This window comes from Roseateles sp. P5_E11, from assembly GCF_054049355.1.
Genome location: NZ_JBFUMO010000245.1, coordinates 1 through 8177, shown reverse-complemented (window position 1 = coordinate 8177; position 8177 = coordinate 1). Strand labels below are relative to the sequence as shown.

The 8177-nt window shown below is 66.3% G+C and carries 6 protein-coding genes; 5 read left to right on the top strand and 1 reads right to left on the bottom strand.

Going from position 1 to position 8177, the window contains the following annotated elements; all coding sequences use genetic code 11:
- The 4 genes from ACXJKR_RS17825 to ACXJKR_RS17810 all read left to right on the top strand — a co-directional run.
- On the top strand, positions 1-362 hold a 362-nt coding region (locus tag ACXJKR_RS17825), incomplete at its 5' end, for a zinc-binding dehydrogenase (RefSeq protein ID WP_457323956.1).
- A 255-nt stretch (positions 363-617) separates the two neighbouring features.
- Positions 618-1742, top strand: coding sequence for an MFS transporter (locus ACXJKR_RS17820; RefSeq protein ID WP_457323955.1), 1125 nt, complete (start codon positions 618-620; stop codon positions 1740-1742).
- A gap of 58 nt (positions 1743-1800) precedes the next feature.
- Positions 1801-2913 (top strand): MBL fold metallo-hydrolase, encoded by a 1113-nt coding sequence (locus ACXJKR_RS17815; protein ID WP_457323954.1) that lies wholly within the window; start codon positions 1801-1803, stop codon positions 2911-2913.
- A gap of 353 nt (positions 2914-3266) precedes the next feature.
- Positions 3267-5990 carry an ATP-binding protein gene (locus tag ACXJKR_RS17810; protein WP_457323953.1) on the top strand — a complete coding sequence of 908 codons (2724 nt, stop codon included), beginning with the start codon at positions 3267-3269 and terminating at the stop codon, positions 5988-5990.
- A 34-nt stretch (positions 5991-6024) separates the two neighbouring features.
- On the opposite strand, the gene ACXJKR_RS17805 is transcribed toward ACXJKR_RS17810, so the two are convergent.
- Complete coding sequence (locus tag ACXJKR_RS17805) at positions 6025-7131, bottom strand: alkene reductase (RefSeq protein ID WP_457323952.1); 1107 nt, start codon at positions 7129-7131, stop codon at positions 6025-6027.
- A 237-nt stretch (positions 7132-7368) separates the two neighbouring features.
- Between ACXJKR_RS17805 and ACXJKR_RS17800 the strand changes: the two genes are divergently transcribed.
- Entirely contained in the window at positions 7369-8073 is a 705-nt protein-coding gene (locus tag ACXJKR_RS17800; protein ID WP_457323951.1) for a response regulator transcription factor, read from the top strand.
- The last annotated feature ends 104 nt before the right edge of the window (positions 8074-8177 follow it).

Genomic DNA, 8177 nt, shown 5'->3' with positions numbered 1-8177 from the left:
CTGGCGGCAAGGGTGCCCGCGTGACCTTCGATCCTGTGGGTGGGCCGACATTTGCCAAGCTTGCGGAAGCGGCCGCGCCCGAGGGTTTGCTGTTCATCTATGGTGCCCTCGCACCGGAAGTGACGCCGCTGCCCATCCTRCATGTGCTGCCGAAGCACCTGACGATTCGTGGCTACGACGTGTTCGAGCTCTACACGAAGCCGGAGCGCTTCGCGATTGGCGTCGCCGACATCATCGCGGGGCTGACTGATGGTTCGCTGAAGCCGATCATCGATCGCGTCATTCCCTTCGATCAGTTCGTCGAGGCGCATCGCTACCTCGAGTCGAACCAGCAGTTCGGCAAGATCGTCGTGTCGGTCTGAAGCCAGCCGGTGAGCCGCGCTTCGATTACGAAGCTGCGGTTCACGCCGCATCGGCCTGTCGTCTATTCAACAAATGGGGCTCGCTGCCTACGCTTGATCCCATCGATCAACCCAGTTCTGTCCCGCGCCACGGCGCAAAGCAGCACTCACTACAGCGAGCCCCTCATGAATACTCCCACCCCTCTTCGACTTGGCACCGCGGCCCAGGTACTCCTGGCGGCTGCGGGCTCGGTCGGCATCGGCAGCCTCTACTACATGCAGCCCGTGCTGCTGCAGATCGCTGCATCGTTTGACCTGAGCGTCATGGAGATCGGCTTTGCGCCGATGGCGACGCAGCTGGGTGTCTGGCTCGGGGTCCTGCTCATCCTCTCGACGGGCGACATCGTCGATGGGCGCAAGCTCACGTCCACGATCCTCTTCGGAAACGCGATCAGCCTCGCTGCGCTTGGATCTGCCTCCAGCCCGGTCCAGCTCTATGTCGCCAGCGCGCTGGTGGGGTTCACTTCCGTCGTCCCGTACCTCATCCCGCCGACGGCCTCGCGATTCGTCGAACCCGAGAACCGCGGTCGGGTGATCGGCCGGCTGGCCGCGGGCATCTTTGCGGGGATGCTGCTGGCGCGTGGCGTCAGCGGCGTGGTGGGTGAGCACGGGGACTGGCGCTGGACTTTCTGGGGGGCGGCGGCGATCTGCGTCCTGATGGCAATCGGCCTCCGATTTTTCCTGCCGGCGCTGCCCGTGCAGAGCACCATCAGCTACCGCGAACTGATCGGCTCCCTGTGGCAGGTCTTTCGTACCAATCCCAAGCTGCAGCAGGCAGCCCTGACCCAGGGCAGCATGTTTGCCGCGTTCAACGTCTTCTGGCTGGCGCTGCCGCTTCAGCTCGCGACGCCGGCCTACCACCTCGGCAGCAGTGCTGTCGCCGCGTTCGCGTTGGTGGGGATGGCCGCGATCGGCATGGCGCCGGTGGTCGGCCGCATGGCGGATCGGTTCGGCGCACAGGCGGTCATCGTCACTGCAACGTCGGCGGTGGCACTCGGCTGGCTGGTGATGGGGGCCTTCGGCAACCAGTTGCTGGCCCTGGGCATCGGCGTGGTGCTGCTCGACCTGGGCACGACCTCGTCGCACGTCGCCAACCAGACCAAGGCTTTCGCCGACAACCCGCATCTGCGCAGCCGCATCGGGACGCTGTACGTGCTTGGCCTCTTCACTGGGGCGGCGATCTTCTCGCCAGCAACGATGTTCGTCTGGCAACACTGGGGCTGGACGGGTGTCTGCGTGCTGGGTGGCRTGCCTGCGCTGGCCATGGTGGCCTTCAACCTCCGGCTGCTGCTGGCCTGCCGGGCGGGGCGTGCCATGCTGCCTGCAGCATCCGGCTGCTGAGCGGTCATGTAGCTTCTCGTCTGGTTCTCACCCGACTGTTTCGCAATTGGAGCAAGTCATGAAGGTCTTGAAGAGGGTTGCCATCTGGCTGCTGTCGATTGCTCTGGTGCTGGGACTGGTGGCCTGGCTGGTTTTCAGGCTGCCGACGTTCGGCGGTGCCTTCGAGGGCACGCGCCTGGAGCGCATGCGCGCATCGGAGCATTTCCACGGCGCGCGCTTCGAGAACACGCCGCCTCACATCGACGACTACGACTGGGTCGACGAGTTCCGGAAGGCCTACTTTGGCAAGGAGGTGCGCCAGCCCCAGTTCGAAGTGCCTGTCGTGCGTGTCGCCGCGGATGACCTGGGCCGCCCCGTCGCGCCAGGCCTGCGGGCCAGGTGGCTGGGCCATGCCACCGTGCTGATCGAGGTGGACGGCGTGCGCATCATGACGGACCCGATCCTCTCGAAACGCGCCTCACCGYTTCAGTTCGTCGGTCCTGCGAGGCAACACGCGGCGCCGATCGCCATCGCTGACCTCAAGAACGTCGATGCCGTGGTGATCTCCCACGATCACTTCGATCATCTCGACGAGTGGACGATCCGGGCGCTGGCGCGGGGCGGCACGCACTTCTACGTCGGGCTTGGCGTTGGCGCCCACCTTGAGCGCTGGCAGGTACCTGCGGCGCAGATCCACGAGATGGACTGGTGGGAGTCGGCGCAGATCGGTAGCGTGACCATCCACTGCACGCCGGCGCGTCACTACTCGGGCCGCAAGAGCATGGACAACTCGACGCTGTGGGCTTCCTGGCTGGTGAAGGGGCCGAGTCATTCGGCCTACTTCAGCGGCGACACCGGCTACGCCGAGCACTTCAAGGCCATTCGGGATCGCCTTGGGGCGCCTGAGCTGGCGCTGATCAAGATCGGCGCCTATGGCGACAGCTGGGTCGACATCCACATGAACCCTGAGTCCGCGATCACCGCCCACCAGGATCTCGGTGCGGGCCTGCTGCTGCCAGTGCACTGGGGGACGTTCAACCTGGCGTATCACGCGTGGGAGGAGCCGATCGTCCGGGCGCTCAAGGCGGCGGAAGCACAAGGGGTGAAGATGGTGACGCCGCGCCCCGGCGAGAAGGTCGAGTGGGGTGTGCCCTTTGCCAACCATGCCTGGTACCTCGGACCGGCGCGCTGACACGGCGCCGCCTGGCGGCGTCAGCCGCGCTTCAGTTTTTCGGCCTGGAAGGGTTGCCGCCGGATGCGGCGCCCCGCTGATGGCCCTGGCCGCAGGGGTTGCCGCGAGATGGACCTGGAGGCGGTGTCCCATGCCCTGGACCAGGCCCGCAACCTGCTGGGCTTGTCTCAGCCGCGACATAGACGTCCTCACGGCTCAGTGGGTCATCCTTTTGACCGATGTCCGTACAGCCCTGATGTGCAGCCTCGGTCTTTATACTTGGCTGGAAATGACGCACGCTGGGAACACGCTGGGAATCTCGCGAGGACGAGGCGTCGTTGACGCATTAACTCGTTCATGAGTGACCCACGGCAGTGAGGGAAGAAAACCCGATAGTTCTCGATGACGAGGCCGAAGTCCGGTTTGGACATTTCCGCCTGCAGCCAGCGCAGCGAGTGCTGCTCCGAGAGGACTCACCACTGCCCCTGGGAAACCGTGCCATGGACATCCTGCTGACGCTGATGCGGCGTGCAGGGGAGTTCGTCAGCAACGAGGAGCTGATCAAGGCCGTATGGCCGCGCACAGTGGTCGTCGAGGGCAACCTTCGAGTTCACATGGCGGCGTTGCGCAAGGCGCTCAGCGACGGGCGTGATGGCGAGCGTCTGATCGTCAACGTGCCCAATCGGGGCTACAGCTTCGTCAGCGCGCTTTCGCGTGCGCCACGCCTTGTCATGACACGGTCGCCACCCCCGCCCGAAAGGCGAGGCGGCACGGTGCTCCAGACGCCGCTTCACCGCATCATCGGCCGCAAGGAGGCCATCGAGGCCCTGCGCGACCAGCTTGGCAGGAATCGGCTCGTGACGCTTGTCGGTGCCGGCGGCATCGGCAAGACGACCGTGGCGCTGAGCGTTGCTTCCGGCTCACCGCCGTCCGGCACATCGTGGGCGTCGGTCCATTTTGTCGACCTGGCCTCGCTGGCATCGGCCGACCTCGTGCCCAGTGCGTTGGCCTCGGCCCTTGGACTGCCCTCGGTCGCCGGGGACGCGATGTCCAACCTGCTGGCCTTCCTCCACGACAAGCCGGCGCTCATCTTGTTGGACAACTGCGAGCACGTCCTGTCTGCAGTCCCGCATGTGGTTGAGGCCATCCTGCGTGGTGCCCCGCAGGTGCGGATCCTCGCGACGAGTCGGGAGCCCCTGCGCGCTTCCGGGGAGTGGATCCAGCGCCTGCAGTCCCTGGATCTGCCACCCGCCAACCCGACCATCGACGCGCAGTCCGCGCTGTCGTTCAGCGCCATCGAGCTGCTCGTCGAGCGGGTGTCGGCGTCGGTCGACACGTTCACCTTCTCAAACGCGGATGTCTCGGCTGCCGTCGAGATCTGCCGGCGTCTCGACGGCATGCCCCTGGCGATCGAGCTCGCCGCGGCGCGGGTGAATCTCTTGGGGTTGCGCGGTGTGGCGTCGGCGCTGGACGACTGCTTCGTCCTGTTGAGCAAGGGGCGCCGGACCGCCGTGCCGCGGCACCAGACCCTGCAGGCGACGCTCGATTGGAGCTTCCGTCTGCTGAGCCCGGGAGAGCAGCAACTGCTGTTGCGCCTGTCGGCCTTTGCCGGCAGCTTCACGCTCGAATCGGCAGACGCGGTCGCTGCATGGGGTGGGGTGTCGCGCGCTGACGTCCTGGACGCGGTCTCGGAGCTCGCGGCCAAGTCCATGGTGGCGACCGACGTCAGCGAGGAGGAAGTGATGTTCAGATTGCTGGACACCACCCGCGCCTACGCGCGCGAGCGCCTGGCCCAGAGCGCGGATGCGCTGCCCATCAAGCGCCGGCACGCCGAGTACTGGCTGCAGTTTCTTGGCCAGGCAGAGCGCGAGTGGACGTCGGCCCCGACGGTCGAATGGCGCCGCCGCCATGGCCGTCGAGTGGACGACGTGCGTCAGGCTTTGAGCTGGGCGTTCGCGCCTGGGGGCGATGTCGCCCTCGGGCTGGAGCTCACGGCCCGTTCGGCACAACTGTTCTTCCAGCTGTCGTTGGCGGAGGAGTTGCGCGTCAATGCGGAGCGAGCGCTTGAAGCGTTGTCGGGCGTACGCGGCTGCGACCCGCGTACGGAGTTCGAACTTCAGATCATCTTCGGGCACGCGCTCTTCCACACCCGAGGCCTGAAGCCGGAATCGGAGCGGGCGTTTCACCGGGCGACGGATCTTGCGGAAGCCTCGGGTGACCGCGGCCTGCGCATCCTGGCCTACAGCAGTGCCTGGATGGGCTCGTACAACCGGGGCCTGCCAGCGGACATGCTGGAGTTCGCCAGCAAGTTCGAGGAGGCTGGTGGGCGCGATGCCGAGCCGGCGCTGGCCATGCTCTACGAGAGGATGCTGGCGCCAGCATTGCATTTCCTGGCGGACCAGACCCGCGCCCGCGCGGCGGCCGAGCGCGTGCTGGAGAACCCGGCACGCCTGCGGCCGCCATTCCTCAGCGGCTCGCAGATCGATCCTCGGGTGTCGGCGGGTGCGATCCTGGGCCGAGTGCTCTGGTTGCAGGGTGAGCCCGAGCGCGCCGAGGCGATGCTGGAACAGACCATCGAGATCGCGAAGGAGGAGGGCGAGAGCGTTGCGCTGGCCTTCATCCTCGGCTTCTCCGCCGTCCCGGTCGCCATTTGGTCCGGAAACCTAGCGCTCGCCCGCGAGCGGGTCACGCTGATGCTTCGCCATGCGTCCGAGCACTCGCTGCTGGGATGGCGCAATCTGGCGCTCGCGTCCGAGTGCCTGCTGGGCTGGCACGAGCGTCGCGAGATCACACCCACCTTCCCGCAGGACCTGCTGAGGGAGGTGGATGTCAACCCTCATTTCGCAGACCTGCTGACGACGCTGCATGCAGGCTACCCCGGCACCATCTCCGAACGCAGGTCCGATGAAGGCCATTCGGCGTGGATGAGGGCGGAGATGTTGCGCGTGCGGGGTGAACGCCTGCGCGCAACCGATCCGGTTGCGGCGCGAGCCCTCTTCACGGAAGCGGTCGCGCTGGCGCAAGCCCAGGGCGTGCCCGGCTGGGGGCACAGGGCGTCCGCCAGCCTGAGGTGGATGGATCAGGAAGCGGACCGGTGACGGCTGGCTGACGAAGACGTCGAGCCCAAGCTGGTCACTGCGGCGGGGCCCAGAAATGGTCCGCGTCGAAGGCTTGCAGTTCGGCTCCCTCGGCCAGTAGCGATGGCAGGTCGGGATTTGCAATGAAGGACCTGCCGAACGACACCGCGTCCGCGAAGCCCTCCTGAAGCAACGCATTGGCGCGCGGGGCGTCGAAGCCGCCTGAAGCGATCAGGATCCGGTCGAAGTGCGAGCGCAGCAGCCGCGCCACGTCAGGCAGTCCGGCCGGCGGTGCTTCAACGCCCGCACCAGCCGCAGGCTCCATCAGGTGAAGGTACGCAATCCCTTCCGTCCTGAGCCGCCCCAGGACGTGGTCAAAGAGCGCCATGGGCGCGTCATCGGCGACGTCATTGATGACGCCGAAGGGCGAGAGACGCACGCCCACGCGGTCGGCGCCCCAGACCGCGGTGAGGGTCTGAACCACGTCAATGAGAAAGTTGGTTCGCTTCTCGAACGATCCGCCATAGCCATCAGTACGGTGGTTGCTGCCGCTGTGCAGAAACTGGTCGGCAAGGCATCCGTTGGCGCAATGCATCTCGACCCCGTCGAACCCGGCGTCGCTGGCGTTCTCGGCCGCAAGCCGGAACTCATCGATCACTTGGTCGATTCCGTTCTCGTCGATTTCGCGGGGTGAAGTGGGAGGGGCGCTGCGCGCGGCGGGCGTGAACACCCGCCCGGAGGCCGCGATGGGTGACGGACCGCCAGGCGGCAGGCCGTTGGGAGGCTGCGCCAACCGACCCGCGTGCCAGAGCTGGGCCACGATGATGCCCCGGCGCTTATGCACGGCGTCCGTGATGGTTCGCCACGCATTGACCTGCTGCGCGGTGAAGAGCCCCGGCGTGCCTGGCTGTGCAACCGCCTCTCTCGAGACAGCGGTGGCCTCGGCGACGATCAGTCCGCCCGGTGTGGCGCGTCGCGCGTAGTGATGGACCATTTGCGGCGTTGCGGTGCCGTCCACTCGATCGGCCCACAGGCGGCCGACGGGCGCCATCACGACCCGGTGGCTCAGGCGGAAGGCCCCGATCTGCAGCGGCTGGAACAGCGGACCACCGTCCTCCTCGGTCTTGGAGGACGGTGATGGGAAGAGAAGGTTGTCGGTCACGGCAGGCTCGCAGGGCGTACGCCAAAGATCGCCGATCTCTTCCGGCAGAACAAGTTAATCCGCGCTAAATCTCGCCGCTGCTCTTGTTAGCGGCCGAGGCGATTCGCCCCTGTGGCAAACGCTTGCATTGCGCGGTTTGATACGCATTAACTGGAACTGCACGGGGGGCTCGCCCATCATCCTTTCGACGGACAGCGAGAGGTCCGCAGACAACAAGCATCGATAGGAGATGTGCAAATGAGTGGAAAAGATGACATTGGCACGCTGGTCATGCACGAGGACCCGGTCTTCGAAGCCGGACTCCTCTCCATCCTCGGCGATGCGCCGGGGCTTCGACTCCTGCCACGGCCTGCCTACGGTGTGGACGACGACTCACGCTGGCAATGCGCCGACGAGACAGCAGAGGTGCATCTCGTCGTGGCTGACTACCGCCGGGGCATGGCTTGGCTCGAACAGGCCAAGAGGTCGTGCTCCAGCCCATCCCCTCGCGTGGTGATCATGACTTCGCTCGAAGGGGAGCGCGAGGTCCGAGCGGCACTTGCCACGGGCGTGGCCGGACTCCTGGCCCAGGGCTGTGCCGTCGACGAGGTGCGCCAGGCGGCGATCACGGTCGTGCGTGGCGCCCGATATATCTCGCCCGCCGTTGGCCGGCAGCTTGCGGACAGCCTCGTGCATGACACGCTGTCTGAACGCGAGATCAGCGTGCTGACGCTCATCGCCGCGGGCATGTGCAACAAGGAGATCGCCCGGCACCTGGACATCTCCGTGGCCACCGTGAAGTCCCACGTGAGCTCGGTCCTCGAGAAGCTGGGGGTTTCGAGTCGCACCCAGGCGGTATCGATGGCAGGGCAACGGCGGCTGATCACCCCGCCGGGACACGGCCGCGCGGCCCCTGTGACTGCGTATGGGGCGGGGCAGGGGCAATTCGTGCAAGGTGCCTAGCCCACGCGTTTTGCTGCCGAAGTCCGGAACGCGCTGGCGCGGGAAAGGCGTCGCCCTCCTCAGCGCCTGACACCCAACTATTGGTTGATTGTCTTGTCTGCTTT

Excerpts from the sequence above, each read along its gene's own strand:
- ACXJKR_RS17800 (WP_457323951.1), top strand. The coding sequence starts at position 7,369 with ATGAGTGGAAAAGATGACATTGGCACGCTGGTCATGCACGAGGACCCG.